Origin of the sequence: Thermococcus paralvinellae, assembly GCF_000517445.1 — an archaeon.
Lineage (GTDB): Archaea > Methanobacteriota_B > Thermococci > Thermococcales > Thermococcaceae > Thermococcus_B > Thermococcus_B paralvinellae.
The window spans coordinates 1,178,129-1,204,126 of record NZ_CP006965.1; the positions used below are offsets into that span (position 1 = coordinate 1,178,129).

At 40.8% G+C, this 25,998-nt stretch carries 22 protein-coding genes and 3 tRNA genes; 12 read left to right on the forward strand and 13 right to left on the reverse strand.

Going from position 1 to position 25,998, the window contains the following annotated elements; all coding sequences use genetic code 11:
- Position 1: 1 nt before the first annotated feature.
- From TES1_RS06500 to TES1_RS06510, 3 genes are read left to right on the forward strand one after another with little or no spacing between them, the layout of a single operon-like run.
- Positions 2-994 carry an ATP-binding cassette domain-containing protein gene (locus TES1_RS06500; protein ID WP_042681249.1) on the forward strand — a complete coding sequence of 331 codons (993 nt, stop codon included), beginning with the start codon at positions 2-4 and terminating at the stop codon, positions 992-994.
- On the forward strand, positions 991-1,800 hold the full coding sequence (locus TES1_RS06505; RefSeq protein WP_042681251.1) for an ABC transporter permease: 810 nt from the start codon (positions 991-993) through the stop codon (positions 1,798-1,800). Before TES1_RS06500 ends, TES1_RS06505 begins: the two co-directional genes overlap by 4 nt.
- A 10-nt stretch (positions 1,801-1,810) precedes the next feature.
- Positions 1,811-2,119 (forward strand): hypothetical protein, encoded by a 309-nt coding sequence (locus tag TES1_RS06510; RefSeq protein ID WP_042681254.1) that lies wholly within the window; start codon positions 1,811-1,813, stop codon positions 2,117-2,119.
- On the opposite strand, the gene TES1_RS06515 is transcribed toward TES1_RS06510, so the two are convergent.
- From TES1_RS06515 to TES1_RS06550, 8 genes are all read right to left on the reverse strand, one after another.
- Positions 2,116-3,357 (reverse strand): phosphoglycerate kinase, encoded by a 1,242-nt coding sequence (locus TES1_RS06515; RefSeq protein ID WP_042681256.1) that lies wholly within the window; start codon positions 3,355-3,357, stop codon positions 2,116-2,118. The two genes, TES1_RS06510 and TES1_RS06515, sit on opposite strands and share 4 nt — an antisense overlap.
- A gap of 98 nt (positions 3,358-3,455) precedes the next feature.
- On the reverse strand, positions 3,456-4,070 hold the full coding sequence (locus TES1_RS06520) for a hypothetical protein (protein WP_042681257.1): 615 nt from the start codon (positions 4,068-4,070) through the stop codon (positions 3,456-3,458).
- A gap of 93 nt (positions 4,071-4,163) precedes the next feature.
- Positions 4,164-6,146 (reverse strand): metallophosphoesterase, encoded by a 1,983-nt coding sequence (locus TES1_RS06525; protein ID WP_042681259.1) that lies wholly within the window; start codon positions 6,144-6,146, stop codon positions 4,164-4,166.
- Between the two features lie 92 nt (positions 6,147-6,238).
- Complete coding sequence (locus tag TES1_RS06530; RefSeq protein WP_042681261.1) at positions 6,239-6,850, reverse strand: DUF447 domain-containing protein; 612 nt, start codon at positions 6,848-6,850, stop codon at positions 6,239-6,241.
- Between the two features lie 40 nt (positions 6,851-6,890).
- Complete coding sequence (locus TES1_RS06535) at positions 6,891-7,952, reverse strand: ABC transporter ATP-binding protein (protein ID WP_042681263.1); 1,062 nt, start codon at positions 7,950-7,952, stop codon at positions 6,891-6,893.
- A 10-nt stretch (positions 7,953-7,962) separates the two neighbouring features.
- Positions 7,963-9,804, reverse strand: coding sequence for an ABC transporter permease (locus TES1_RS06540; RefSeq protein ID WP_042681266.1), 1,842 nt, complete (start codon positions 9,802-9,804; stop codon positions 7,963-7,965).
- Positions 9,801-11,198 (reverse strand): ABC transporter substrate-binding protein, encoded by a 1,398-nt coding sequence (locus TES1_RS06545; RefSeq protein WP_042681268.1) that lies wholly within the window; start codon positions 11,196-11,198, stop codon positions 9,801-9,803. The genes TES1_RS06540 and TES1_RS06545 overlap by 4 nt, the downstream gene beginning before the upstream one ends.
- A gap of 91 nt (positions 11,199-11,289) precedes the next feature.
- The gene (locus TES1_RS06550; protein WP_042681270.1) at positions 11,290-12,420 is read right to left on the reverse strand and encodes a CGP-CTERM sorting domain-containing protein; all 1,131 of its coding nucleotides are present in this window, start codon (positions 12,418-12,420) and stop codon (positions 11,290-11,292) included.
- A gap of 233 nt (positions 12,421-12,653) precedes the next feature.
- On the opposite strand from TES1_RS06550, the gene TES1_RS06555 reads away from it, so the two are divergent.
- On the forward strand, positions 12,654-13,781 hold the full coding sequence (locus TES1_RS06555; protein WP_042681272.1) for a tyrosine--tRNA ligase: 1,128 nt from the start codon (positions 12,654-12,656) through the stop codon (positions 13,779-13,781).
- A gap of 135 nt (positions 13,782-13,916) precedes the next feature.
- Here TES1_RS06555 and TES1_RS06560 read toward each other — a convergent pair.
- Positions 13,917-14,004, reverse strand: a tRNA-Leu gene (locus tag TES1_RS06560).
- A gap of 99 nt (positions 14,005-14,103) precedes the next feature.
- On the opposite strand from TES1_RS06560, the gene TES1_RS06565 reads away from it, so the two are divergent.
- A tRNA-Lys gene (locus tag TES1_RS06565) sits at positions 14,104-14,181 on the forward strand.
- A gap of 41 nt (positions 14,182-14,222) precedes the next feature.
- The gene (locus TES1_RS06570) at positions 14,223-15,371 is read left to right on the forward strand and encodes a DEAD/DEAH box helicase (protein ID WP_051408189.1); all 1,149 of its coding nucleotides are present in this window, start codon (positions 14,223-14,225) and stop codon (positions 15,369-15,371) included.
- A 6-nt stretch (positions 15,372-15,377) separates the two neighbouring features.
- Here the strand turns inward: TES1_RS06570 and TES1_RS06575 are convergent, their stop codons facing one another.
- From TES1_RS06575 to asnS, 3 genes are all read right to left on the reverse strand, one after another.
- Complete coding sequence (locus TES1_RS06575; protein ID WP_042681273.1) at positions 15,378-16,523, reverse strand: transglutaminase-like domain-containing protein; 1,146 nt, start codon at positions 16,521-16,523, stop codon at positions 15,378-15,380.
- Positions 16,524-16,889: 366 nt separating this feature from the next.
- A tRNA-Arg gene (locus tag TES1_RS06580) sits at positions 16,890-16,966 on the reverse strand.
- Positions 16,967-17,030: 64 nt separating this feature from the next.
- The gene (asnS, locus tag TES1_RS06585) at positions 17,031-18,323 is read right to left on the reverse strand and encodes an asparagine--tRNA ligase (protein ID WP_042681275.1); all 1,293 of its coding nucleotides are present in this window, start codon (positions 18,321-18,323) and stop codon (positions 17,031-17,033) included.
- A 259-nt stretch (positions 18,324-18,582) separates the two neighbouring features.
- Between asnS and TES1_RS06590 the strand changes: the two genes are divergently transcribed.
- The 6 genes from TES1_RS06590 to TES1_RS06615 are packed head-to-tail and all read left to right on the forward strand — an operon-like array spanning position 18,583 to position 24,647.
- Complete coding sequence (locus tag TES1_RS06590; RefSeq protein WP_042681277.1) at positions 18,583-19,836, forward strand: amidohydrolase; 1,254 nt, start codon at positions 18,583-18,585, stop codon at positions 19,834-19,836.
- A gap of 33 nt (positions 19,837-19,869) precedes the next feature.
- Positions 19,870-21,762, forward strand: coding sequence for a phosphoadenosine phosphosulfate reductase domain-containing protein (locus TES1_RS06595; protein WP_042681280.1), 1,893 nt, complete (start codon positions 19,870-19,872; stop codon positions 21,760-21,762).
- Positions 21,714-22,646 (forward strand): helix-turn-helix transcriptional regulator, encoded by a 933-nt coding sequence (locus tag TES1_RS06600; RefSeq protein WP_042681282.1) that lies wholly within the window; start codon positions 21,714-21,716, stop codon positions 22,644-22,646. The genes TES1_RS06595 and TES1_RS06600 overlap by 49 nt, the downstream gene beginning before the upstream one ends.
- Positions 22,647-22,694: 48 nt before the next feature.
- Complete coding sequence (locus TES1_RS06605) at positions 22,695-23,300, forward strand: HVO_0476 family zinc finger protein (RefSeq protein WP_042681284.1); 606 nt, start codon at positions 22,695-22,697, stop codon at positions 23,298-23,300.
- A gap of 40 nt (positions 23,301-23,340) precedes the next feature.
- Positions 23,341-24,006, forward strand: a complete 666-nt coding sequence (locus TES1_RS06610) for a protein-L-isoaspartate(D-aspartate) O-methyltransferase (protein ID WP_042681286.1) — start codon at positions 23,341-23,343, stop codon at positions 24,004-24,006.
- Entirely contained in the window at positions 23,994-24,647 is a 654-nt protein-coding gene (locus tag TES1_RS06615) for an HAD-IB family phosphatase (protein WP_042681288.1), read from the forward strand. The genes TES1_RS06610 and TES1_RS06615 overlap by 13 nt, the downstream gene beginning before the upstream one ends.
- 140 nt (positions 24,648-24,787) lie before the next feature.
- Here the strand turns inward: TES1_RS06615 and TES1_RS06620 are convergent, their stop codons facing one another.
- Complete coding sequence (locus TES1_RS06620) at positions 24,788-25,996, reverse strand: A24 family peptidase C-terminal domain-containing protein (protein WP_042681290.1); 1,209 nt, start codon at positions 25,994-25,996, stop codon at positions 24,788-24,790.
- Positions 25,997-25,998 lie beyond the last annotated feature (2 nt).

Genomic DNA, 25,998 nt, shown 5'->3' on the forward strand with positions numbered 1-25,998 from the left:
AATGGAATATGCAATAATAGCGGATAATCTAGTGAAAAAGTATGGGGATTTCACGGCTGTTAAAGGTGTTTCATTTAAAGTTAAGAAGGGAGAGATTTTTGCATTCCTAGGCCCTAATGGAGCTGGGAAAACAACCACAATTCATATGCTAGTTACACTACTAAGACCAACATCAGGAAATGCCACTGTTGCTGGATATGACATAATCAAAGAATCTCACGAAGTCAGGAAAAAGATTGGAATAGTTTTTCAGGATCCAAGCTTGGATAGAGAGCTAACAGCCTATGAGAACATGTACATCCATGGAAAGATATACGGGCTAAGTGGGGACAAACTGAAGAAGAAAATCATAGAGATGCTGAAATTTGTCGAGCTTGAGGAGTTCAAAGACAGACAGGTGAAGTTTTTCAGCGGCGGAATGCAGAGAAGACTTGAAATTGCGAGGGCTTTGATTCATGAGCCAGAAGTCCTCTTCTTGGACGAGCCGACGATAGGATTAGATCCGCAGACGAGAGCTCACATCTGGGAGTACATAAAAAGAATGAAGGAAGAACATGAAATGACAATTTTCCTAACAACACACTACATGGATGAAGCAGAGCAACTAGCTGACAGGATAGCAATCATTGACCATGGAAAAATCATAGCAGAGGGAACATCTGAAGAGCTCAAAAAGCTCGTCGGAAATGACGTCATTTACATCAGGATAGCGAACGGAAAAGAAGGGATAAAATGCCTAAATGCCGATTTCATAAGAGGCTGTAAGGTTCTTCCCGATGGAAGGGTTAGACTCGAAGTTGTGAATGCTGCTGAAGCTCTGCCAAAGCTCTTTGAACTTGCTCAGCAATACGGCGTCAAAATCTTGGAAGTCACATACCACAGACCAACACTCAATGACGTGTTCTTGTATCTAACGGGTAGAGAACTAAGAGAAGAGAGTGCAAGCGGTTTTGATATGGCAAAAATAGCAGTCAGAAGGAGGTATATGAGATGAAAGCTTTTACGACAATGGCATATAGACAGATTAAAAGATTCTTCAGAGCTAAATCAAGAGTCATAGGAATGTTTGTGAATCCTTTAATGTGGCTTATATTCTTCGGACTAGGATGGAGCAAAGTCTTTAACTTCCCAATGGCGAGTGCACTCTTTGGAGGTGTTGACTACCTCTCATTTCTTGCACCTGGTATAACAGCAATGACCATCTTCAACGCAAGCTTCATAGCCGGAATAAGCGTCATCTGGGACAAGCAGTTTGGATTCCTCAAAGAGATTTTAGTTGCTCCAGCATCAAGGAAAGAGGCTATAACCGGCAGAATAATGGGAGACGCAATAATGGCCGTTCTTCAAGGACTGATTATCCTTTTACTGACCTTCACCATAGCAAGCAATCTTAAGTTTTCCGGTGTGTTGCCAATAATATTCATAGGCCTCCTGCTTGCAATAGCATTCTCAAGCTTTGGTGTCAGTTTGGCATTGAGAATGACGAGCATGGAAGGATTCCAAATGATAATGAGCTTTCTAATGCTGCCCCTCATGTTCCTTAGCGGAGCATTTTATCCGGTTGAGACAATGCCAACATGGATGCAATACTTAGCTTACATCAACCCATTAACTTACGCTGTTGATGCAGCAAGGCATGTACTGGTCAATGCACCAGCAACAACAGCTTCAATACCCGGCATGCCAGCAGTTTCATTAACAAGATTTTCACTGACGACAGACATTGGAGTTCTGGCAGCTCTAGCCCTAGCATTCCTAGTAATAGCAATGATTTCATTTGAAAGGGCAACAATTGAGTGAGGTGTTAAAAATGAATAGACAAAAACTGACTATGATTTGTGTCACTCTAGCTGGACTGATCTTTATTCCTTCAGTCTTTTTCAACAAGCCACTCTTTGCATTAGTTGGGGCATTCTTTGACTGGCTTCCATTGCCAACAGGATGGATGAAAGTGGAAAAAGAAATTAACAGAACATTCCTCAAGCTCCATGTAATTGTAACACTAATAGCATATGTAATCTTTATAGCCTGGCTTATTAAGGGAGCAGCAATAGTTGGCTTTGCATTCCTTGAGGTCTGGTGGTTAGCAGTAATCTTTGGGGTTTTTATAAACTATTAATTTTCTTTCTTCACTTTGTCCTTAAACCTTTCATAACTGATTTTGAAAGCTTCCAAAACCGGTAATTTTTCTCCTGCAAAAAATGCAAGCATTGCTCCACCACCAGTGCTTATATGGCTAATCCCTTGAATATTGTACTTGTATATGCTCGCTATGCTATGTCCTCCTCCCACAACAGAAAATGCTTCGCTTTCTCCAATAGCCCTAAAAACACCCACTGTTCCCTTTGCAAATTCTTCTATCTCAAAAACTCCCATAGGGCCATTTGCCACAATTATTTTGGCCTGCTTTAGAATTTGGGCATATTTTTTAACAGTCCTTGAGCCTATATCAAGAATTTGATATTCGTCAAACAGCCACTTTTCATCGCTTAGTAAATCTACCTCGAGCCTCTCCCCTTTATAATCAATGGCAAAGTCAACTGGAGTTCTAATGTATGGATAGAATTCATCCAAAAGCTTCTCAGCCCAGTCTACTAATTCTAAAAGTCCTTTTCTCTCGAGAAATTCGATATTCACAATCCCGAGATTATATCCTTTTGCCAGTGTAAAGATATTTCCAACTAATCCGCCAGTAAGGATTAAATCAGCCTTTTCTCCCTTCAGCACATTTTCTGCTACCCTAAGTGAATCCTCAACTTTTGCACCACCGAGCACATATACTTTTGGTCTCTCTCTGCTTTCGTAAGCTCTGGTTAGGGCATTAACTTCCTTTTCCATTAAAAACCCCATTATCATTGGCTTAATTCTTGCAAAACCTACTAGAGAAGGCTGAGAACGGTGGGCAGCAGCAAAGGCATCATTAACAACATAATCCAAGAGCGGAGCAAGCTTCCTTACAAAATGAGTTTTCTCACACTCCTCAAGAGGTTTCTGCTTTATTTCCTCAGCAGCAAAACGAAGATTTTCTAAAATTATAGCTTCACCAGGTTTGAGATCCCTTATTTTTTCTCTAGCATATTTTCCGAAAATGTCTTCAACATACTCAACTTCCCTACCAATCAACGAGCTTAAGATTTCAGCGTGCTGTTCTGTTGTTATGTAGTCCTCGTTATATGGTTTGCTTTGATGGGTGGCGATTACAACTTTTGCATTATGTTCGAGAAGATAAAGCAAAGTAGGTAAAATGGCTCTAAACCTTGCATCACTTATAATTTTACCATTTTTCACAGGAGAATTTAAATCCACTCGCAGAAAGACCGTTTTGTTATGATAACTGAAATCCACAAGTCTGAACATTTCATCACCAAGAATATGTCAATAAAAAGCAGATTAAAAGATTATCTTATACACTTTGGGTGATAACATATAGAAAATCGTAAGGAAAATTCAAAAAGTTAAGTCATTAGAAGGTTCTCAATGAGCTTTATTGCTTCCACAATTTTAACTTCTGGCTTTTCTTCCCCCTTTGGAAGTTCGAGGTTTATGACCAATCTTTCTTCTCTTCCTTCCTCTTCAAGGTCATAGACCTCAAGCTCTTCTATATCAACATCTTCAAAGAGACTTTCAACTTCGGGGCCGATTATCTTTTTATCATTTCCATAAACTTCAACTCTCACAACATCATCTTTTGATGATGTTAGAACCACTATTTCATAATCCCCGACTTTCTTAGTGAAGCGTATCATATTGCCATATCCGATTATCTCCTCTTTAAATCCTAATTTTTTCATTGTAGCCCTTATTGTATCCACTTTTGCCTTCATCTTCCTCAAAATTCTCTCCTTAAGCTTATAGCTCTCTTCAAGAGCCTTTTTAATACCCTCACCAGCTTTTTCAATCTCACCCTCCCAAATGCCAATGAGCTTTAAGCCTGAGGAAGTTGATCTGAGCTCAATCTTTAAGCTGTCAACATCAAAATCTCTCAAATCATCTATTTTAAGCTCGCTAAGTCTTAGGATTTCAAATTCAATTCTAACAATGTTTCCAAAGGCTTTTCCCTTAAATTTCACGGGCATCACCCAAAGGAGAAAAACTGATAATGGTTTAAAAACTCTTCCCCTCTTGATATTGTAAAAAAGACAAAAGAAAGAAAGAGGATAAGCTCACTTTTTCCTCCTTATAAGCAGCGGGACCAATGCCAATCCAACAATCACCGCTGGACCGCATGTCTTGCTTGTTGTAGCTGTTGAAGTCTGTGCTGGAGAGCTTTCACTTGGAGTAGTCTCAGAGGTTGTTGTAGTTGTTGTCTTTGAAGTTGTGGTCGTTGTCGTTTTGCCCATGACTTTTTCGGCAACAGCCTTGTTGCCATAGAAGTCAACTGCAACTACTCTGATTGTGTATTCATCCGCATCGACACCAGGAATCTGAGCAAGGAAGTAGTCAACATTTGGTCCACCCTTAGTTGGCTCTGCTGGATACTTCTTAACTTCTCCATTGGCCTCTATCTCAACATATAGATCCTTGATTCCCAAGTTATCCTTAGCCTTAAAGTAAACCTTGAACGGCTTTCCTTTTATTGGCTTTGATGGTGATGTGTATGCGATGCTAACTTGTGGCTTCTCAGTGTCTTTGCCCTTTGTTATCACAAGCTCACTGACACCTTTTGGAACAGTGACTTCAAGGAGCATGTAGTGCTTGTCTCCAATGGTTCTTTCTCCCAAGACTTTGTATTTGACATTTGTGACAGCATCATCGACTTTTGCTCCCTCAGGCACAACAACTGCTATCTTACCTGTTGTTTCCTGATACTCATTTACAAACTTAATTGCTGAACCAAAATCAGTTGTGTGCCTAAACACTATAAACTCCTGTGGAACAGGGAATGAACTTATTGGACCAAAAATTGTGCCGAACATTTCTTCGATTCCTGGAAGCCTAACGTTTCCATTTTCGTCAATTTCTACAATTCTTGAACCATACCAGTTGTCTTTCTCTCTCTTATCTGGAGCACCAGTTGTTGTTGAGGTTACAAACCAGTGCTCATTTCCTTTCTTGTCAATATACACCTGAACGTAGTCTGCATGAACGTGTCCGCTCAAAACAAGCTTTATGTTGTACTTTTCAACATCCTCAAGGAAGCGTTTTGCAATGTCTTCACTCTTTCTCTCTGGCCCACCAATCCAGTACCAGCTCACGAGAGGAGCTATTGTCTCCCAGTCATCAAAGACACTAAGACCTTCAATTTTTCCGCTTCTTCCCTCTGGAGTCTTGTACCAGTATGGGTGGTGAACTATAATTATTGGTATTTTATCTGGGTTCTGCTCAAGTATTTTCTCCATCCACTCAAGCTGCTCCATAGTTGGATGTGATCTCTCATTATCAGAATCCAAGGCTATAATTATGAACTTGCCAATTGTGATATAGTAGATTGGTGGAGCAATTAATTTTGAGAAGTACTTTGGTGGATCATCGTGGTTACCCTTAACAATTATCGTTGGCTTTCCGGCAGCAATAGCGTTTTCCATTAAGCTAAGCAGATATCCATATGCTTTGCTGTCACCTGCGGTATCAACAACATCACCTGTTGCAATGATTACATCAACTGCCGGATTCATTCCCCAGTAAGTGAAGAAGCTGTCAGTTGCCATGTAGCTTGAGAGTGGAATTGCTCCTTCACCACACTTGAATATGCTTCTGCAGAATTTTTCCCCATTTACATAACCAATCTTTGCACCGCTTGTAACGTGAAGATCACTTCCATGAGCAATTCTGAGAACCTTTGGATACTCCTTGAGAATCCAGACGCCATTTGGAATAACCACTTCACCCTTGTTCGATTTGACAATCAGGAAATAATCATCCGGGACAACGTTCTCCGGGATTTTAACCTGAAGCTCATTGCCATTCTTCCCAACTATCTGGAGCTCATAGGGTCCATTAAGTACTGAGACTATTGAAAGGCTTGTTATTTCAACGCCATCTTGGGCTCTCATTGTAACTGTTTCGCCTGGAATTGCTACAATTGGAGCTCCTGGAGCAGGATATGCTAAAACATCAAGTGGGTAAAGTGTTTCTGCCTTAGCTGGTACTGTTGGCACTAATGAGAAAATTATAAACACCAGGAGCAAGCTCAATGCCTTCTTCATAGCATCACCGTAAAAAATTGTCTTTAGCAATATAAAACATTATCTAACACAAATTTGTGCAACTGAGGGAGAAAAAATTGGAGTATTTAACACTATGAGTTCCATCTAACAGAAATCAAAGCTAGTCCCATAATCTTCTCTGCAAGCTGACTTTTTCCACTTAATCTTTTGTATTCTTGGTATTTTTGCCAGATTTTTGAGTACAACTTTTGGGCTACTTCAACTTTATGCCTTCTTGTTGCAACAAATAGTCTCGTTAATTGAACTGCCATCTCCAGCAAAATATAATCCGCCCTACTGATAGGCTTTACAATTGAAGAAATTATCTCACCATAAAGCGGGATAAATTTGCATTTTAGCACTTTGCTTTTTCCAAGTTCATCTTCAATTTCACTCTCTTTAAATTCTATCTTGCCTTCAATCCAGCTTAACTTTTTGATTTTTCTGAGGGGTATTTTCTTTGCATCTTCAAATTCCAAATTAATTGGAAGGTTTAGCGCAGCTTTTACCAGAAGTTCAACATCTTGAGTTATGTGGACAATCCCAAAAGGATATTCCTTGATTTCCTGAAAGCTCTTTCCTTCAAAAAGCTTAAAATAGAAATAATTTCCTTTTCGGACTACTCCAATAGGAGTTATATTTGACTTTGTTATCAAGAGTACCTCATATACCTTATCTTCCTCAAATAAGTCCAAAACTTCCATATTATCACCCGAGCAAGAGGAAAGTTAAGAGAAAAGAGAATCAAAGTTGTTTCGGTAAAACAAGAATATCATCTCTGTTTATGTAGAATGTTACTGGACCTTGTGGTTTTAAGCCCATAACATCCTTATCGTTTATAGTTCTTGCAATGATTCTGGTTTCTCCAAACATTCCAACGACCTCAATAAAGAATCCATAGTACTCAATGAGATCAACCTTACCTTCAAGCTTCACTGCATTCTCAAGTGGTTTTAAGCTAATGCGCTCTGGTCTGATAACGATAACAACTTTGTCGCTCTTGTCAGTGTATGTCAATCCTTCAAGTCTGAAGTGCTCAAACTCGACAGTAACCTTGTCGCCCTGTCTCTCAACAACCTTTGCTGGAATTACGTTTGTCTTGCCCATAAACGATGCAACGAACTCTGTCTTGGGCTTCTCATAAATTTCCTTCGGAGTTCCAACTTGCTCTACGGTTCCAACGTTCATGACAGCTATTCTATCACTTATTGCCATTGCCTCCTCTTGATCGTGTGTAACGTAAAGGACTGTAATGCCAAGTTCTCTTTGTATTCTCCTGATTTCTGAACGCATCTCAAGTCTAAGTTTTGCGTCAAGGTTTGAAAGTGGCTCATCAAGTAGAAGTAACTTGGGCTCAACAACTATTGCTCTTGCTATTGCAACTCTTTGCTGCTGACCACCACTGAGCTGAGTAGGATATCTGTCCTCAAAACCTTCAAGCTTTACTAGCTGAAGTGCCCACTTAACTTTTCTGTCAATTTCTTCCTTTGGAAGCTTCTTGATCTTGAGTCCATAGGCAATGTTGTCGTAAACTGTCATGTGAGGCCAAAGAGCATAGTTCTGGAACACCAAGACTGCTCCTCTTTCACTTGAGCTTAAGTAGGTAACTTCTTGGTCATCAAAGAATATCCTTCCGCTGTCTGGGAAGTCAAGACCAGCAATGATTCTCAGTGTTGTGGACTTTCCACATCCAGATGGTCCAAGTAGAGTAAACAGCTCACCATGCTTTATGTGCAGATCAATTCCTTTTAATGCGACGGTTTCTCCGAAGGTTTTAACAATATTCTCAAGTTTGACTTCAACCAATTTTCTCACCTCATGTTAATCCTATGAATGCGTATCTTTGCTTGGTGATTATGTTAACCAACACAATTGAGAGTATCTGGACTGTAATTAACAGCACACCCAATGCCGCAGCAAGCTGAGCACTCCCTGCTGCTGACATCATGATGTCTTTCATGAATGCTGTAATCGGTGCATATTGCATATTGAGTGAACCTAATGTAATACCCACACTTGTCTCGCTCATTGAATAAACGAAGCTGAGCATTGCACCACCAAAGACGTTAAGTGAAATCAGTGGTAGCAAGATACCAGTTATTGTCTTCCATCTGCTTGCTCCAAGGTTCATTGAAGCTTCTTCGAGGGAGACGTGAACCTGCTGAAGCCCTGCATAGACGGAACGTGCTGAGAAAGGTAGTCTTCTGATTGAATACGCTAGTATGAGTACAAAAGCAGGATTGAAGCTGAAGATGTTTGTTGGGTCTAGTGGTGTGTTTGGGAACACCTGTGAGAAGAAATAGAAGTATCCCATTGCAACAACGATACCTGGAACAGCAATTGGTATTATGACCAAACTTTCAAGAACTGGGGTCAAGATTCCCTTAAATCTGCTGGTTGCATATGATGATGTTACTGAAAGGAGTATAATGAGTATAACAGCGGCACCTGAATACATAAGGCTGTTTATGATGTACCTCCTAACATCTGGATTAACAAGCATCTGCTTGACGTATTCTGTTGTAAATCCTTGGGGCAGCACAGTGACGCTCCACTGCTTGGAGAATGCCAATAGAATAACACCAATCTGGGGGAATATCGTGAAGAGCAACAGTGGGAGTAAAATGACATAAATGATTGCAGCTTGCCATGGCTTTGGCTTGCTCACTCTTGGCTTCCATCTTCCACCTTTACTGAGCATTGCGTACTGCCTCAAGCTGACGTACTTTCGGATTCCGAGGAATGCAAGTACAGCCAAAGTAAGCATTAAAATTGATAGTGCTGCAATCTCTGGGCTTCTCTCACCAAGACCATAGAGGAATTTGCTGAAGATTTGATATGACATTAGTTTCTTAGCTAATGGATCACCTTGGAAAACAATTGGTGCTGCCAAATCCTCAAGGCTAAAGATGAATACAAGCGTTGCACCAGCGGCTATACCCGGCAAAGCCAATGGAAATGTCACTGTTCTGAATAAGTGGAAGCCTTTGCTTCCAAGATTCTCTGCCTGCTCTTCTAATGTTGGATCAATGTTGATAAAGCTTGCATAGGCATTAAGATAGACTATTGGGTAGTATGTCATAGCCTGAGCTAAAACAACACCTGCCAAACCATCAATTTTAATCCTAAATGGCAGAATGTGGAGAAGATCATAGAAAATGTAGTTGATTAAACCCGTGTCAAGGAACATCTTCTTAATAACGTATGCATTAACGAATGGGGTAACCAACAGGGGAATAAAGAGGGCGACTCTAAAGAAGTTCTTACCCTTAAAGTCATATCTCGCCATGACAAAGGCGAAGATGGTACCCATAAGTGAAGCCAAAAGCGTCACGAGAGCAGCAACCACAAGTGAGTTGATTACAACTCCAAAGTCTATTCCTCTGATTAGATAGACAGTTTCTCCAGTTGCAGTAACAGTTTTTATGGCAAAATCTCCTTGAGGTGGAAATTGGACATAATAACTTGAAGTCAAAATGCTCTTAAACCAATACAGGGAAAAATGCCCCTCATGTCTAAATGCTATTGCCAGCATGGCTAATACGGGTACAATTAGAAATATCACTATATAGAGCAAGGGGAAAAGGTAGGAAAAGGAAACAAGGGGCTCAAACAGAGGAGTCCCAAAAAGTCTTTCACTCCATTTGCTTACCCTCATCCTTGCACCTCCGCCAGTACCTTATTGTATTTAGTTCTTGCAGCGTCTCTCCACTCTTGCATAAGTGTATCTTTGAATCCTGAATCCTTAATGAGCCTCTCATTTATCTTCTTTGCATACTCCTCAGTGAACGTAACCATCTGGCCTGTATCGGGGTCTTTAAACTGTATTGGGGCTAAGAGCTGTGCTTTAAGCTGTTCGTACTTTTCTTTGCTTATCTTTCCTTGTTTATAGGCCTGAACAAGAGCAACCCACGCTCTGTGAAGCTCCTGGTTTGCATCAACCAATGTAGCCTTGAAGTAGAACTGCATTGCATAAATCGTAGCCAAGGCTCTTGCATCATCAAACTGAATACCCTGGGTTTGCAAAGCTAATTCGTAGGCTTTCTTTAAATCTGGCCTCTTCTGCCCCTCTGGGGTGTCAAAGACTGCAGGATTTACTGGAAGCCTGTTAACATCTTCATTAAGCCAGATCTTTTGCCCTTCTGTGAGAACCCAGTAAATGAAAGCCTGTGCAGCTTCTGGGTGCTGGGAGTTCTTAAGCAGAGCAATTGGGTCACCATTAATAATACTCTCTCCCTTTGGAATTATATAGACACATGAAGGATTGAGTTTCATTGCAGTGTATCCGTAGAAGTCAATTGTGTTTCCAACAGCTATGTCACCAGCTATAACAGCCTCTCTAACAGCATCACTCGCATCGTAAATTTTCGAGTTTGCAGCTATGATTGTGAGAACCTTCCATCCTTCTTCCCAACCAAAAGCTTGGAGAATAATCTGATAAATCCTTGTGTTTGAGGTGCTCCTTGTTGGGTCAGCGATACCGACTTGTGGAGGGTCTAATGCAAAGGTCTCGCTTGCTATATCCTCCCATCTCTCTGGCATTGGAAGGTTCCATCTCTTGAGAACGTCTTTGTTTACTGTAAAACCGAATGATGAAAGTGCAGCTGCAATCCAATAAACTTTTCCATCGTCACCTTTTCTTACCATTGGCATTCCAGCAATATCTTCCTTTATTTGTGTCCCAAGAAGTCCAAGAACCTTCTCATCTGTAATTGGGGCCAAATAACCCTGCTTAAAGAGGTCATCAAAGAGCGTTGGTCCCCCACCCCATCCAATATCAGCGCCTTTTTTGATTAAAGCGGGCCACTGTGAATCTGGAGCTTTGATGAATTTAATGTTTACAATGTTATACTGCTTAGCAATGTCACTCTTTAGAAATGCCTCTTTTGCCAGCATTTGGATGGTAGTGTCATGTCTTGTTAGAACAATTAATGTTATACCTTCTCCAGGTTTTTTGGTTGTCGTTGTCTGCTCTTCTCCACCACCAATACATCCAGAAGCTATGCTAATGAGAAACAGCAGTACAAGTGAAAGAGCAATGCCTTTTTTCATTTTGGCTCACCTCTGATAGGGTTTTACAAAAGCTTCTTTAAATTTTTGCCACAAAAAAATGTTAAAAAATTAAAGGTTTAGAGAGAAAAATTCACTTTCTTCTTCTTAAGAGCAGTGGAATCAATGCTAATCCAACAAGAGCTGCTGGACCGCATGTTTTACTTGTTGTGGCTGGAGCTGAAGTGCTTGTTTCAGTTGGCTTTTCAGTCTCTGTTGGTTTCTCTGTTGTTGTCTCTGTTGGCTTCTCTTCTACCTTACTTGCCTCCTTGAGTGCCCAGTGGATGAAGTTTGTAACGAAGGTTGGACCATCAAGTGGAACTCCGTGATACTTTGGTGCCCATGTTGGCTCGTAGTCACCGTATGGTGATTCACCGCTAACGATGAGCAAGCTCTGCTTTCCGTTGTCGAACTTAACAAATTCAACTGCTAAGAGTGTAAACACTCCAGTGTCACCAGCCATGTATGCATTTGCTGGTGGGTCGTTGTTCTCAACGATTGTACCGTCTTTGGTTGTCTTTACAATTCTGTAAACATTCTCTGGTATGTTTCCATCAACGAGCTTCTGCCAGTTTCCATTGTCATCAACATAAGCAACAACGCCAGGACCGTGGTAGAGGACTTTTCCTCCGTTCTTGAAGCCCTCAGTAATCATGCTTGCATCTGGTGTGTTTGGATCTGGGTTAACAATACCCACAACTCTGTATCCCCTTCCAGCGTTGCTTGTTGGATCTTCAACTGAACAGAGGTCCAACCTAAGGTGTCCAACTCCAAGCTGGTCAAGAAGTGAGTTAACAGTGTCCTGAACCTGTACACCGCTTCCGTAATCGCTGTCACCAGCAATCCAGAGAACCTTTCCACCTTGCTTGAACCACTCTGCAATAGCTTGTATTTCATCTGGCTCGAATGGGCTTGATGGCTGACCGATAATAAGCATGTCAACGCCCTTGAGGGCATCAGCTGTAATTTTATCACCGAGGTGTGGGATACCTAAGGTGTCGGCGGCAGCTGGATCACCGAAGTATGCCCATTTTACATCAGTTATTGTCTTTACAATGCCATGTGCTAAAGTCTCATTGGTGTCTCTGTCAAGAACGTCTCCTGCAAGATACTTGTCATTTTCACCATGGGCTAAATCCACAGCAACGGTGGCTGCACTGGCAAAAGCGACTCCAAAAAGTCCAAACAGAACAAAAACTGACAATAGTATTGCAAGCTTCTTCATGGCGTTCACCAAAAATGTTTAACGTATAAAGCAGTTATAAATCTTATTGAACCCTCATTAGGTAACAATGTGTAGCAAAGTGCTTAAATTTATATTAGTAGATGTTGAGAAACCTAAACACTAAAGACCGCACTGAGGATTTGTGCATACACATTGATGCCCTGACAGTATGACAATTTTCAAATGCGTAAATTCCTTAAAGGATAACATCATCTTTGGCTTAGGTGGTGTGAATGGACATAGAGAAAAAAATTGAATTAATAACGAGAAACCCAACTGAAGAGGTATTGACCATAGAGAATTTAAGACAGCTTTTGGAAATGGGAGTTCCTCTTCAGCATTACATAGGTTTTGAGATAAGTGGTTATATTCATCTTGGCACTGGATTAATGGCTGGTGCAAAGATCGCAGACTTCCAGAAAGCTGGCATAAAAACAAGGATATTCCTGGCAGACTGGCACAGCTGGATTAACGACAAGCTTGGTGGAGACCTTGAAACTATTCAAAAAGTGGCTTTAACTTACTTCAAAGAGGGCATGAAGCAGAGCATCAAAGTTATGGGCGGTGACCCAGATAAGGTAGAGTTCGTCTTAGCTAGTGAGATTTTGGAGAAAGGCGACTACTGGCAGACAGTTATTGATATTTCAAAGAACGTTACTTTGAGCAGAGTTATGCGCTCCATTACAATCATGGGCCGTCAAATGGGTGAGGCAATAGATTTTGCAAAGCTGATCTATCCGATGATGCAGGTTGCTGACATATTCTACCAAGGAGTCAACATTGCACACGCTGGAATGGATCAGAGAAAGGCTCACGTTATTGCAATAGAGGTCGCTGAAAAGCTGAAGTACCACCCACTTATCTGGGAAGGCAAAAAATACAAGCCAGTTGCAGTTCACCACCACCTCCTGCTCGGATTACAGGAGCCACCGAAGTGGCCGATTGAGAGTGAGGAGGAGTTCAAGGAGATAAAAGCATCAATGAAAATGAGCAAGTCAAAACCGTATTCAGCGGTTTTCATACATGATACCCCCGAGGAAATCAGGCAGAAGCTTAGAAAGGCATTCTGTCCTGCAAGAGAAGCAAACTACAACCCTGTTTTGGACTGGGCAGAGCACATAATCTTCCGCGAGGAGCCAACTGAATTTACCATTCACAGACCAGCTAAGTTCGGTGGTGATGTAACGTACACAACGTTTGAAGAGCTCAAGAAGGACTTTGCTGAAGGAAAGCTGCACCCACTTGACCTGAAGAATGCGGTTGCCGAATACTTGATAGAGCTCCTCAAGCCAGTCAGAGAGTACTTTGAAAAGCACCCAGAGCCTTTAGAGCTGATGAAGGAAGTTAAGATTACGAGATGAATTTCTATTCCCGTCTTAATTTCCCTTTTCTGGTTTAATTGAGCTTAACTAAGTATCCAGAATTCCAGAATTGCAGACAGTTTGATTTATTACCAAGAGATTATTTTTGAGAAGTTTGCTCAGAAGAGTTTATTATGGTGCGGGGGCGGGGATTTGAACCCCGGAACCCCTACGGGACGGGACCCTCAATCCCGCGCCTTTGACCAGGCTCGGCAACCCCCGCTCAAGCCAAAATATTTCGGTTAAAATCAGCTTATAAAGTTTTCTATCCACTGTTACCGAAAAATTTATAAAATGCTTAACTCCCAATGATTTTGGACGCGGGCCGGTAGCTTAGCCTGGTTAGAGCGGCGGACTCTTAATCCGCAGGTCGGGGGTTCAAATCCCCCCCGGCCCGCCAACAAGCTGCACTTCTTCTGGAGTGCTTTCGGAGACAAGAAAATGAGTTTTGAGAAATTAGGACTCTCAGAAAATACGCTGGGAGCAGTCAGAAGAAAAGGGTTCTCGGAACCTACAGACATTCAGAGGGAAGTTATCCCTCTGTTTTTGAAAGGAAATGCAGACATAGTTGGACAATCACAGACAGGAACTGGAAAAACTGCATCATTCGCATTACCGCTTGTAGATGTTATCAACGAGTATGAAAGGGAAGTCCAAGCAATAATTTTAACGCCAACCAGAGAGCTTGCTCTTCAAGTAGCTGACGAGATAAAGTCGCTTAGAGGTAAGAAAAGGATAAGAGTTCTTTCAGTATATGGAGGACAGCCAATAGGTCCTCAGATAAGAACCCTTAGGAAAGGAGTTCACATAGTAGTTGGAACCCCTGGAAGAGTTCTCGATCACATCAGAAGAGGCACGTTAAGGCTTGATGGAATTCAATACTTCATCCTAGATGAAGCTGACAGGATGCTCGATATGGGTTTCATAGATGATATAAGAGCAATATTCAGAGAGACACCAAGAAATAAGCGTGTCCTTATGTTTTCAGCAACGATGCCCCGCGAAGTTTTGAGGCTAGCAAAACGATACATGGAGAAATATGAGCTGATAAGAACAAGCAGCGACGAGCCAGTTCCAGGACTTGTGGAGCAAGAGTATATTGAAGTTGTACCAGCAAGAAAAATATCTGTGCTGAAAAGAATACTAGACGGTGAATTTCATGGAATAATCTTCTGCCAAACGAAGAGAGAGACTAGGATACTGGCAGAAAAGCTCGCACATATGGGATACAATGCTGAAGCTTTAAATGGAGACATGAACCAAAGAAGTAGAGAAAGAACCTTGATGCGCTTCAAAAGACGAAAAATAAACATTCTAGTTGCCACAGATGTTGCTGCAAGAGGAATAGACGTTCAAGACATAGCTCACATTGTAAACTATTCCTTGCCACAAAACGCTGAAATGTATATCCACAGGATTGGCAGAACAGGACGAGCGGGCAAAAAAGGAAAAGCAATAACTTTCATCAAGCCGGGAGAGTATAGAAGGTTAAGATACATTGAGAGCGTTGCAAAAGTTAGCATAAAGAAATCAAAGCTTCAAGAAAGCATAGACAGAGAAAAGAGGAGAGACTCAAGAAAAAGATACTGAGATTTGTCAAGACTTGGCAATATCAAGAATTATTTTAAGGTTCTCCCCCTCTTCTCTTATCTCAATCCAAAACGCTGAATACTGTCCCAAATCAGCTCTAACTTCTGAGTCTGAGACTATACTGTCGTAGAGATAATTAATCAGCTGTTCATGGAATAGAGGGTTATAATATTCAACAAACTTTTCAAATCTGAATGTCCAGACTTTCCCTTCAGAATACCCCTTTGGCAATGTGCCTTGGAAAAGCTGCTGAAGTTTCTCATCAAGCCTTAAGTTTGGAAAGTTTTTCAAAATTATTGAAGACAAGCTCCCAGAAATTGCTTGTGCATCTACATTGGTGAACTTGTAATCTTGCTTTAGGAATTCTATCCCAGAAACAATCCCCAAGTTCTCTACTTCAGCACTGCCATTTACAAGCTTGATCTCATAAATTGTTGCATTTGAGATCGTTTTTCCTTTCTCCTTCCAGTATCGGTAATATGCGCCCAAGTCCATTGCGGGAGGGTGCTGATCTAGGACAAAGTACCAGCCCTCAATTTCTATTACTGCCACTGCATGCCCAACATCACTGTTCGTGAAGTTAATGCTGAAAATGTAAAGGGGAGAGTAGTTTATACTCAAAAGCAGTCCAGCTGTGAGAATTGAGTAATCAGTGCAAATGCCTTTTCCTCTCATTATCGTTTCATAGGGAGTTTGTATTGTGTTGTCTTTCCCCCTTACAATCTCAAAACTCCCGTTGCTGTATATTTTAATTTCTGGAGCTGGTAGAGATGCCTTTTTCCAGTCATATTGGATATGCTCTTTCTCCCACTCTAGGATGTTCCAAGCACTTTGCTGTAAGCTGTCACCTTTAAGCTGCTCAGCTAAGGGTTTTATTTTAGCAAGCTCTTCTTTGCTCAAAGCACATGGAATTGCCCTTTTAAGGACGTATCTCCAGAGAGGGTCCGAGCAAGAAGGAGTGGTATTAGATTGGGGCAACATTATTGTTGTAGAAGCAGTTTGAGTAGATGGAGTAGTTGCTGAAGGCTTGGTGAAGGGATGACTTTCTGAAGTTGATCTTTCTGTTTGGGTGATTGTCTCGATTTGAACACATCCGCTTACAAATATGAGTGCTATTATAAGTGCTGAAAGCATGAATTTAAGCAACCTCATAAGATCTCACCTTGAAAGTTGTTATGTGTTGAGGATTAAAAATGTGCTGCATAGCAAACTGAGGGTGAGAAGGGCTTTGTTCCCTTGGTGAATTTAAGAGAGTAAAGAAGGATATGAGAAACGTGATTTTTCAAACTTTGGAAAGTTTGGCCAAAAGTGTTTTTAGTCTATTAAAGAGTGCGAGAGTTTGTCTATCTTCTAAGACCCCTCAATATAACACTGATTCAACTAAAAACAGCATTTAGTGGTTTTTTCATCTTACATCCGCAGAACGCTTTTTAGTGAAACACTGAAAATAAGCTAATTTAGAAAGAAATCCACTCCAAGAAAAGCACTTAGAGAAGGATAGTGAAGGCAAAGTTTTGCTGGCGGGCCCGGCGGGATTCGAACCCGCGACCTCCGGCTTAGAAGGCCGGCGCCCTATCCTGCTAGGCTACGGGCCCTCGGGAACTAATCATCAGAAAGGTGTTTATAAAGATTGCGGTAGTTAAAAGAAAGAGAGAAAGCTCATGGATACAATCTAGTTGGAGTTCTTGGGAACAAGGTTGCCCATCTAACGTGGTCAAGATTGAGAATCCATGCAACGATTCTTTCTACACCAAGCCCAAAGCCGCTGTGCGGAACGCTTCCGTATTTTCTGAGGTCAAGATACCACTCGTAGTCCTTTGGATCCATGCCCTCCTCTAAAATACGTTGTACAAGCTTGTCGTAATCGTCTTCTCTCTGTGAACCACCAATTATTTCACCATATCCCTCAGGCGCAAGCATATCAGCCGCTAAGACCTTTCTTGGGTCACTTGGATCTTCTTTCATATAGAATGCCTTGATGTGCTTTGGATATCCATAAACAAAGAATGGCCTGTCGAATTCCTCTGTCAAAACTCTCTCTTCATCTGCACCCATGTCTTCGCCCCACTCTATACTAACGCCTTTGCTTTGAAGTATATCAATTGCCTCATCGTAACTTATCCTTGGGAATGGTGGCTCTGTGTTCTTCAGTGTTGTGAGATCTTTCCTATACATTTCTATTTCTGATCGCCTCCGCTCTAAAGTTCTCTGAACCATATAGCTAACAAGCTCTTCCTCAACCTTCATGATGTCCCAGAGATCCATCCATGCAGCCTCAAGCTCGAGGTGCCAGAACTCTGTTAAGTGCCTCCTTGTTCTGCTCTTCTCTGCTCTGAAGCTCGGCGTTAGAGACCAAACTTTTTCAAGACCAAATATCGCTGCTTCAAGATAAAGCTGGGCTGATTGGCTTAAGTAAGCAGTTTTGTCAAAGTACTTGAGCTTAAATAAAGTAGCCCCACCTTCAACTGCCCCTGTAACCAAGATTGGTGGAAATACTTCATACCAGCCGTCTTGAAGGAGCCATTCTCTTGCAGCTTGAATTAGAGTTGCCTTAACTTTCATTATTGCCGCTACTTTTGGAGATCTAAGGTGAAGATGCCTTACATCCAGGAGAAATTCTGGACTTGCGTCCTTGGTTATTGGGAAAAATTCGACGTTTTGAATGACTTCAATTTTATCTGCCTGAATTTCAACTCCACCTGGAGCCCTCTTATCTTGCTTAACAATACCTTCAATTATTACACTTGACTCTATTCCAGTTTTCTTTGCAGTCTCATAAGCCTCTTTGCTAAGTTCTTCTTTAAATACAGTCTGAATAATTCCGCTTGAATCCCTAAGGACTATAAACACCTTATCCTTAATTTCCCTCTTTCTATACACCCAACCAGCCAATTTAACCCTTTGTCCTTCCATTTCAGGTTTAACTTGAGCACAGTAAATCTTGTCAATCATCACCATCACCTCACAACTTTTTGAAAGTTAAATTGAGGGTTTATTAAACTAACCATGCCTAGTGAAGAAAAGTTACCATCAATTTATCCACAGTGCTAACGCTTTAACTTTCAGTCTAAGTTCAATTAGCATTGGCATTGTGCATCGAGTTTTCTTCAGGTAATCATTATTTAAATCATTTGCCATCCTAATTGACAAAATGACAAAAAGCTTTAATAATCTATTAGCTGAAATTACTTTCCCCGCTGGAGGTGGGAGTATGAAGGCAATAATTTCAAAGTACATTCTGGATGTTAATGGAATAAGGGAAAACATGGCAGTTTTAGTGGAAGATAATAAAATCTATGACGTTGTTCCAAAAGATAAGCTTAAAGAATACGATGTTGATGAAATTTTTGGCGGAGAACACTATCTTTTAATTCCAGGACTCATTAATGCCCACACACATGTAGCAATGACAAAATTCAGAGGGATTGGAGACGACTTACCTCTCGATAAGTGGCTGAATGAAGTTATTTGGCCCATGGAAAAGGAGTGGACACCAGAAGAAATCTATAAATGGGCTCTTATTGGAATCGCGGAGGCTATTGCCAATGGCTCAACAGTAATCAATGATCATTACTTCTTTGCAGATGAAATAGCTAAAGCATCCCAAAAGCTTGGCATTAGAGCGTTCATTGGGCAGACTATGATGGATTTAGTTGAATTTCCAATTGCAGAACCAGAGGAGGGGTTTAAGTTTTTCAAGAGATGGAAAGACAGAGATGAGATTGTTAAACCAGTATTAGCCCCACATGCTACCGATACGGTTTCTCTTGAGCTCTTAAAAGAAATCAAAGAATTTTCTGAAGAAGAAAAGACGTTAATCCACATGCACGTTTCTCAAAGCAGGGAAGAAGTTTTGAGAGTCAAAAAGAGAGAAAAAGTCTTGCCAGTGGAATACCTCAAGAAAGCTGGAGTCTTAAATGAGAACTTTATTGGCGTTCATGGTGTCTACCTAAGTAATGAAGAGGTTAAGCTTTATGCGAAAAGTGGAGCAACGTTAGTGCATTGTGCAGTCAGTTTGGCAAAACTCGAAGGGAGTGTCGCACCAATAATTAGTTTATGGGAAACAGGGGGCAACATTGCAATTGGAAACGATTGTGCGGTTTCAAATAATTCCCTCGACATGATTCAAGAGATGAAATTTGCAGCAATACTGAATAAAGTTAAATCTCAAGACCCCACCAAGGCTTCAGCAAAAGATGTGTTCTACTGGGCAACAGTGGGAGGTGCAAAAGCTTTGAAAATAAAAGCAGGTTTAATAGAGAAGGAATATCTAGCAGATTTAGTGCTGATTAACATCAATAAGCTACACTTCACTCCAAAGACAAATCTGCTTTCACATCTGGTTTACTCCGCCAAGGGAAGCGATGTTGAGAAAGTCTTTGTTAATGGGAAATTGATTTATGATCAGGGATACTTTCCCAAATTCAAAAAATTTGACTATGAAATTTCAGCCGAAATATTATAAACCCCTTCTCCTCCTCTACTTTCAGGTGAGAATATGAGAAGAGGCCCAGTATTTTTGGGGAAAGCTTACATTCACTGGTGTGAAGAGTGCAATGTTCCTCTAATCAGCGAGAAGTGTGATATTCACGGAAAAGAGAGAATTTTCAAGTTAAACTTAACTCCACCTGCAGATGTTAGATTTGCTTTTGAAAAAGATTTGGAGTTCATCAGGAGGGAGTTTAAAAAGCACTATAACGTTGATATTGGCGAGATAATTAATGAAAAGATAGTTCTTCTCAATAAAATCCCAGGAGAGGATGATATCTACGAGATAATACTTGATGGTTACATTTTTGGATGGCTCCGCTTTGACCCGCTAGAACTTAAATGGAAGCCAGGGCTTAAGGTTGAAGGAGCGATTGCACTTTGGAAACGCTTTGGAAAGAATATGAGAAAATGGGTCATTGTGGATGAAGGAGCTGTGGAGCCAATAAAGAAAGGTGCAAATGTTCTGCCTGTGGGCATAATTGAGGCAGATCCTTCAATTAAGATAGGAGACGACGTCATAATTGTAAGTGAAAGTGGAGAAGTAATTGCTACGGGAATAGCGAAGAAAGACTATGAACAGCTTATAAATCCAAAAGAGAGAGGAACAGGCATTAAAACGAGGCACCAAAGAAGTGTTAATTATAGAGAAGGGAAAAATGCCACCATTGATGATGTGATCAGAGCTAACAAATCAGCGCTTGAAGAAAGGGTTAAAGAAGCAAGAGAGTTTATAAGAAAAACTGCTGAGAAGATAAAGCTCCCAATGGCTGTTGCATTTTCTGGGGGCAAAGACAGCTTGGCTGTTCTAGGATTAATGCTTGAAGAATTTGGAGATGGATTTACAATTTTCTTCAACAATACAGGGATAGAATTCCCTGAAACTCTGCAGTACATTGAGGATATGAAGAAAGACCTTAAAGACAAAGACATTGAGTTTATAGTTGCCGATGCCAAAGATGCTTTCTGGCATGCTATAAATGTCTTTTCTCCGCCTGGAAGAGATTACCGCTGGTGCTGTAAGGTTACAAAGCTTGGTCCCATAACACTGACAATAAAAGAGCACTATCCTCAGGGTGTCCTGATGTTTGTGGGACAGAGAAAATATGAAAGCATCCAGAGGTACAAGCAACCGAGAATTTGGAGAAATCCTTGGGTGCCTAATGAAATAGGTGCTTCCCCAATATTCCACTGGAATGCCCTCGAGGTGTGGCTCTACATTTTCTCAAGGAAACTGAAGTACAATCCGCTCTATGAAAAAAGGTTAGATAGAATTGGTTGTTTCCTATGTCCCAGCTCGTCTTTAGCTGAGATTTACACCCTCAAAGAAGAGAAACCAGAGTTATGGGATAAGTGGGAAAAAGAGCTCGAAAAATGGAGGAAGCGTCTTGATCTTCCTAAAGAATGGATAACCTATGGATTCTGGAGATGGAGACAACTCAGCAGAGGACAGAAGAAGCTGGCGGAACAACTTGGAATTGAGCTTCCAGAGAAGAGAGTCTGGGAACCAGTAAGATATTCCATTGAAGAGCATGAGGATGGATACTTAGTAAAGCTCAATACAGCAATAAACTTGAAGAGGATTAAAGAAGTCGCTCCCATTCTTGGTGAAGTTGAAATAGGAGAAAATTACATAAAGGTTGGTGAAATAGTTTTCAAAGAAGAGGGAATATTCGTCTCAGATAAAAGGGAAGGTATTCAAGCATATTATCTCATCAAAAGAGCTTATGAATGTGTTGGCTGCGGAGTTTGTGTCGGGAGATGTCCAGAAAATGCGCTGAGCATAAATCCAAAGACGAGAAAAATTGTCGTTGATTATACAAAATGCATCCACTGTAGGGAGTGTATGGAAGTATGTCCCCTGTTAAAAATCAAAAATCCAAGGGAAGGAAGCCAGCTTTAATCATAATATTAGCCCTCATTTTCCTTCTTCCACTTGCTTTTTCCCAAGAAGAGTATGATTACAACATAGAGAGCTACTCAATTTATTTTGACATAATCAACGACAACACTGTAAAAGAGACTATTGAAATCAGCTTAACTGCAAATACGAATTTCAGCAGATACGTGTTCTACTCGGACTATCCAATAGAAAATCCCGACGCAATCGTGAAAATTAATGGAGAAATGAAGGTTGTAAATGTAAGCGTGAGCAAAATAGTTGGCGGGATTAATGCCGTGTATGTGAAATTTCCTATAGTGCATCCAGGAGACAGAGTTGAAATCAGAATAAGCTTCTACTCCTCGGGAATGCTGCAGAATGTCCAAAATAAAAAGCAGTTTGCATACTACATAAAATTCAGCCAACCTGTAGGTGTATTCTACGTCAGGCTGTTTGTTCCAAAAGGATATGCAATTCTCTCACCAGTAATTCCCTCTCCAGACATGGTAGAAAGCTCAGAGAACAGGCTCGTGCTGGAATGGAAGAGAGAGAACATCAAAGCTGGAGAGGAGTTCTATTTTATCGTTGGTTTCTCTGGAGAAATCAAGGGCTTCTCCCCTCTGTGGCTTGTCGTAATATTTGTATCTGCATTTGCGGGAGGATTCTTTGCAGGGATGCTGTATAAGGAGAGAAGAGGCAAAGAGAAAGTGGAGATACTCAGAAGTGATGAAGAAAAGATTATTGAGCTTCTGAAAAACGGACCGGTTTTGCAGAGTGAACTCGTTAAGAGGCTCGGTGTCTCCAAAGCAAAAGTCAGCCTTCTTCTAAAAGATATGGAGAAAAAGGGACTAATTGAGCGTGTTAAAGAAGGGAGAAGCTATCTCGTTAAGCTCAAAGAAAGCTAAGGTTTATAAACTATGGAAATTAGCTCATAAAACTGCGAGGTGAAGAAGATGGAGTTTGAATGTCCAGAATGTGGGAGCGAAAATGTTGAAGTGATTAAAGAGAGAGGAAGAGAAGTTACACTTAAGTGTCTTGACTGCGGCAACGTCTGGATACTCACTTTGCCAAAGCTTGTGAAGATTCCTCTCATTGTTAGCAAGCACGAGAGAAGCTTTAAAGTTGAAGCGGAACTCCCAGAAGATGAAGAGATTAAAATTGGAGACATAGTGGAGATTGAAAACGATGAAGTTAGAATCACAGGCATAGAGCTTGAGGAAAATAAAAGAGTGAACAAAGCGAAGGTGAGCGAAGTTAAAACGCTCTGGGGAGAAAGCCTAAGGTATCCAAAAGTCATTGGCGTCTCAATTTACCTGCCCAAGGGAATTACACAGTCGTTCAAAGTTCAAGTGGACAGAAATGAGGAGTTTGTCGTCGGAGAAGTCCTTGAAGTTGGAGGGTATACTTTTAAAGTTGAAAAGATAAAAACAGAGAGAAAAATGCTCACACACGGAAAAGCAAAGGCCGATAAAATAGTAAGACTGATGGGACATCAGATAAGGGCAAGGGCAAGCAGAAAGCTCAAGATTTACAGAGGCTATGAGAGTGTGGAGGGATAAGCTAAAATACTTCCTCCCTAAATTCTTTTTTGTGAGGGCTATGAATGAGAAAGAACTTTATGAGAGATGGGTAAGGCTTGTTAGACAGCTTGAAAAGAATAGGATAATTAAAAGTGAGCGTGTTAAAAAGGCTTTTTTGAATGTTCCTAGATATAAATTTGTTTCCGAAAGATACAGACACTATGCCCATGTTGATGAACCTTTACCCATTCCTGCAGGACAAACTATTAGTGCCCCTCACATGGTAGCAATAATGCTTGAGCTTGCTGACCTAAAAGAAGGTATGAATGTTCTTGAAATTGGCACTGGAAGCGGATGGAATGCTGCTTTAATTTATGAGCTTGTCAAGAGAGATGTTTACACAATTGAGCGAATTCCTGAGTTAGTAGAGTTTGCAAAGAGAAACTTGGAGAGAGCCGGTTACAAAGATAAGGTTCATGTAATTTTAGGAGATGGAACTAAGGGATTTCCTCCCAAAGCCCCATATGACAGAATCATAGTCACAGCAGGTGCTCCAAAAGTTCCAGAACCCTTGATAGAACAGCTGAAAGTTGGTGGAAAGCTGATAATACCCGTTGGAAATTACCATCTATGGCAAGAGCTGTATGAGGTAATAAAGCTTGATGAAAAAGGAAAAACAAAAATAATAAATCATGGTGGAGTCGCGTTTGTTCCGTTAATTGGAGAGCATGGATGGAGGGAATAAGATTGGGGATTAAATTAATAGCCTTTGACCTAGAGGGGACATTGGTAAAATCAAAGTCCAGCTGGGTAGAACTGCACAAGCGCTTTGGTACTTGGGATAAGGGGAAAGAATATGCTGAGAGATTTTTTAGGGGGGAGTTTGATTATCAAACGTGGGCAGATTTAGATGCTTCCCTCTGGAAAGGTCGTAAGAGAGAGGAAATACTGGAGTGGGCAAATTCTGTTGAATACATGGAAGGCGTTGAAGAACTTTTTCAATTTTTGAGAGAGAACAACTTTAAAATTGCCATAATCAGTGGGGGTTTAATGTGTCTCGCAAAAAGGGTTGCAGATGAGCTTAACGCAGATTATGTGTTTGCAAATGAGCTCATTTTTGATGAAGAAGGTAGAGTAACAGGAAAAGTCATTGCAAGGGTTGATTTCCAGAATAAAGGAGAAATTTTAGCAAAGTTAAAAGAAGAGCTCAAGCCTTCATTAACAATAGCTGTTGGAGATGGGCATAACGACATTGCGATGTTCAAAGTGGCTGATGTCAGCATAGCGATAAATCCCCACGAAGGTGTTGAAGGTGATTATGTTGCAAAGGATTTGAAGGAAGTGAAAGAAATCATCAAGAGAATTTTAGAGAAAAGAGGTCAGTGAAGGGCGTGCTCATCACTCTTCAGTAAAGCAAAAGCTCATCATCCCTGTGTAGGCCCAGCCGGAACCCCCGCTTCACTGCTCCGCGGAGAGGGCGGGAGCTGGGCCTACCGGTAAAGCATTAGTAATGACAGTTTAAAAATCTAAAGCCCACTCATCTTTTGGAGCAATAACCAAAATAGATCACCATAAAGGACAGAGATTAAGAATCCTAAAAAGAGCGCTGGTGCAAAGGGCATCGCCTTCCTAACGATAAACTCGTTTTCAAGCTTTCCTTCCTCAACAAGCCTTTTGAGTTTCTCTATTTGTTCTTTTGTTAAGCCTTCAGCAGTTGGGGATACTATGACATCTTCATAACTGGGCTTTAGGAGGCTTAAATCGGCAGTAGTTAAAGCTTTTTTGAACTTATCAGTAAAGCTTTCCCTGTCTCTTAGAATTTCTCCGTTCTTTTCGTAAATCCACTCTCCCGGAATATCCCACTCCTTAAGTTCTTCAACAGATTTTTTCTCTATGAGAATTTCCTCCCTGAGGACTTTAACAATAGAGAAGAAGACTTTGAAAATGTATAACACAAGCAGAAGCTTTGCAAAAGATAGCAAAAGGACAAATCCAGCGATATAAGTAAAAACAGCCAATGCAATAATCCCAAGCACATTACTCACTTTTTTGTACTTTCCTAATATACTTAATATAATTAAAGTTCCAACCCATCTAACCAATGGATGCAATACAACACTAAAATAATACCGTAAAGCTATAAATAGTCCCAATGAAACCATGATCCAGAGAGCTAGCTCAATGGTAAGCATTACATTTTCGGTAAAAACAGCTTTCAGCTTATCTGTTTTTTTCTTGGCAATTAAGCTCCCAAGAGCATATATGAAGAGGAATGGAAAAATCCCAACTATGCTGTTAAAAAAGAGAGTTAAAGCATGTAAAGGATAGTAAACTGCATAGGGAGCTTTTATTTTAGCGAATTCTGAAGCATATGGAAAGAGAGCGGAATATCCAGCTAAAATTACAACATCTCCACTTGCCCATCCACCCATCAAATACATAATGTAGCCAAGTAGAAGCCCAACCCCAAAACCTATCAATCCAGAAAGAGCCAAAAGTGGATCATTTGATTTAATACCAAGGTACATATAATAAAGGATTGCCAACTCTACCACCGGAACAGGTATCTTAGAAAGCAATCCAAAGTCTGATTCTTCAGAAGATCTTCCCCTCAATCTTTCAAATGTCTCAAGGAGTAAGGAAACATGCCTGTCATCAATAAAACCAGTTTTTATATCCGTATATGATGTTAAAATCCCCATAATAACACCGAGAATTATTAAAACCTCCTCCATGA

Coding starts and splice junctions, on each gene's coding strand:
- TES1_RS06500 (WP_042681249.1), top strand. CDS start 2: ATGGAATATGCAATAATAGCGGATAATCTAGTGAAAAAGTATGGGGAT.
- TES1_RS06505 (WP_042681251.1), top strand. CDS start 991: ATGAAAGCTTTTACGACAATGGCATATAGACAGATTAAAAGATTCTTC.
- TES1_RS06510 (WP_042681254.1), top strand. CDS start 1,811: ATGAATAGACAAAAACTGACTATGATTTGTGTCACTCTAGCTGGACTG.
- TES1_RS06515 (WP_042681256.1), bottom strand. CDS start 3,357: ATGTTCAGACTTGTGGATTTCAGTTATCATAACAAAACGGTCTTTCTG.
- TES1_RS06525 (WP_042681259.1), bottom strand. CDS start 6,146: ATGAAGAAGGCATTGAGCTTGCTCCTGGTGTTTATAATTTTCTCATTA.
- TES1_RS06530 (WP_042681261.1), bottom strand. CDS start 6,850: ATGGAAGTTTTGGACTTATTTGAGGAAGATAAGGTATATGAGGTACTC.
- TES1_RS06540 (WP_042681266.1), bottom strand. CDS start 9,804: ATGAGGGTAAGCAAATGGAGTGAAAGACTTTTTGGGACTCCTCTGTTT.
- TES1_RS06545 (WP_042681268.1), bottom strand. CDS start 11,198: ATGAAAAAAGGCATTGCTCTTTCACTTGTACTGCTGTTTCTCATTAGC.
- TES1_RS06550 (WP_042681270.1), bottom strand. CDS start 12,420: ATGAAGAAGCTTGCAATACTATTGTCAGTTTTTGTTCTGTTTGGACTT.
- TES1_RS06555 (WP_042681272.1), top strand. CDS start 12,654: ATGGACATAGAGAAAAAAATTGAATTAATAACGAGAAACCCAACTGAA.
- TES1_RS06570 (WP_051408189.1), top strand. CDS start 14,223: ATGAGTTTTGAGAAATTAGGACTCTCAGAAAATACGCTGGGAGCAGTC.
- TES1_RS06575 (WP_042681273.1), bottom strand. CDS start 16,523: ATGAGGTTGCTTAAATTCATGCTTTCAGCACTTATAATAGCACTCATA.
- asnS (WP_042681275.1), bottom strand. CDS start 18,323: ATGATTGACAAGATTTACTGTGCTCAAGTTAAACCTGAAATGGAAGGA.
- TES1_RS06590 (WP_042681277.1), top strand. CDS start 18,583: ATGAAGGCAATAATTTCAAAGTACATTCTGGATGTTAATGGAATAAGG.
- TES1_RS06595 (WP_042681280.1), top strand. CDS start 19,870: ATGAGAAGAGGCCCAGTATTTTTGGGGAAAGCTTACATTCACTGGTGT.
- TES1_RS06600 (WP_042681282.1), top strand. CDS start 21,714: ATGTCCCCTGTTAAAAATCAAAAATCCAAGGGAAGGAAGCCAGCTTTA.
- TES1_RS06605 (WP_042681284.1), top strand. CDS start 22,695: ATGGAGTTTGAATGTCCAGAATGTGGGAGCGAAAATGTTGAAGTGATT.
- TES1_RS06610 (WP_042681286.1), top strand. CDS start 23,341: ATGAATGAGAAAGAACTTTATGAGAGATGGGTAAGGCTTGTTAGACAG.
- TES1_RS06615 (WP_042681288.1), top strand. CDS start 23,994: ATGGAGGGAATAAGATTGGGGATTAAATTAATAGCCTTTGACCTAGAG.
- TES1_RS06620 (WP_042681290.1), bottom strand. CDS start 25,996: ATGGAGGAGGTTTTAATAATTCTCGGTGTTATTATGGGGATTTTAACA.